The 1,435-nt window shown below is 67.5% G+C and carries 1 protein-coding gene; it reads right to left on the bottom strand.

What is annotated here, in order from left to right; translation table 11 throughout:
- Nucleotides 1–130 precede the first annotated feature (130 nt).
- Complete coding sequence (locus tag ACFY23_RS31750) at nt 131–1,366, bottom strand: IS701 family transposase (protein ID WP_350687548.1); 1,236 nt, start codon at nt 1,364–1,366, stop codon at nt 131–133.
- Nucleotides 1,367–1,435 lie beyond the last annotated feature (69 nt).

Below are 1,435 nucleotides of genomic sequence, written 5' to 3' on the forward strand. Positions count from 1 at the left end.
CTAGTAGTGCTTTGTTAGGTCGGTGATCGTCGTTTTCGACGGACGATTCTGATCTTGCGTCTGCAGGTGGGGCATGCGCCGGTCCAGGTGGCGAGAAGTAGTTGGATCTCGCCGATAACCTTGTAGAGGGTCAGGCCGGCGCAGCCGCTTTTGGGTCAAGCCGCAGTGTGGTGATGAACAGGTGCGCGGCGGTGACGAGGGTGACGTGGCGGTGCCAGCCGATCCAGGAGCGGCCCTCGAAGTGGTCCAGGCCCAGGCCGGTCTTGAGCTCGCGGTAGTCGTGTTCGATCCGCCACCGGATCTTGCCGAGACGCACGAGGGTGGCCGGGTCGGTGTCGTCGGGCAGGTTCGACAGCCAGTACTTCACCGGTTCGGCCTCGCCGTCGGGCCATTGGGCGATCAGCCAGCTCAGCGGCAGCGATCCGTCCTGTGACAGGCGTGGGCGGCGTCCGGCCACTCGCACTCGCAGCAGCACGAACTGCGATTCGAGCCGACCCTTGGATCCTTCACGCCAGCCGATGGTCTGCGCCGTAGCGCGGCCGGCGGCCAGGACGTGCTCGGTGAGGCTGACCGGCTTGCTGCGGTAGCGGGGCTTGGGCCGCGGTCCCAGACCGGAGTAGGCAATCATCTCGGGGCGGGCGCCGGCCGGGTGAGCGGTGGCCTCACCCTTGACCTGGACCACGTAGCCGATCCCGCGGTCGGTCAGAGCCTGGCGGAAGTGCGCGTTGTCGCCGTAGCCCCCATCAGCGGCGATGACGGGCGGACGCAGGCCCCAGCGGGCGAGTTCATCGAGCATCTCCACGGCCATCTCCCACTTCGGGCGATGACGCTCAGTCTCGGGTACCGCGCAGCGCCGCCGCCGCGCTGCGACACCCTCCGCCAGATCCTGATCATCGATGGCGGTGTCGTCCCAGGCCTGCGGCACGAACAACCGCCAATCCAGCGGGCATGACGCGCCGTCGCTGACCGCGTGCACGCTCACGCCGACCTGGCAGTTGGCAACCTTGCCCAACGTGCCGGAGTACTGCCGGGCCACGCACGGCGAGCCAGCGCCGTCCTTCGGGAACCCAGTGTCGTCGATAACCCACGCTGCCGGGCCGACGACCTCGACCGCCCGGCGGGCAAGCCGCTGCCGCACCGCCACGGTGTCCCACGTCGAGGTCGTAACGAACTGCTGCAACCCCTGATGGTCCACACCCAGCCGCACGGCCATCGGCTGCATCGACTTGCGCCGTCCGTCCAGCAACAGCCCGCGAACATACAACTGGCCCTTGGCACGCTGATCAGAACGTGCCAGCGGAGCGAGCACGTCCGCGACGAACGTCTCGAACCGTTGCCGCACAACCGAAAGCTCGTGAGGGGTCACCGCGACATGACACTACCGCCAGCCCTCAGCAACCCCTCCGACACGCCGGACCTAACAAAGCACTACTAG

It is taken from the genome of Micromonospora sp. NPDC000121, from assembly GCF_042899165.1.
Taxonomy (GTDB): domain Bacteria; phylum Actinomycetota; class Actinomycetes; order Mycobacteriales; family Micromonosporaceae; genus Micromonospora.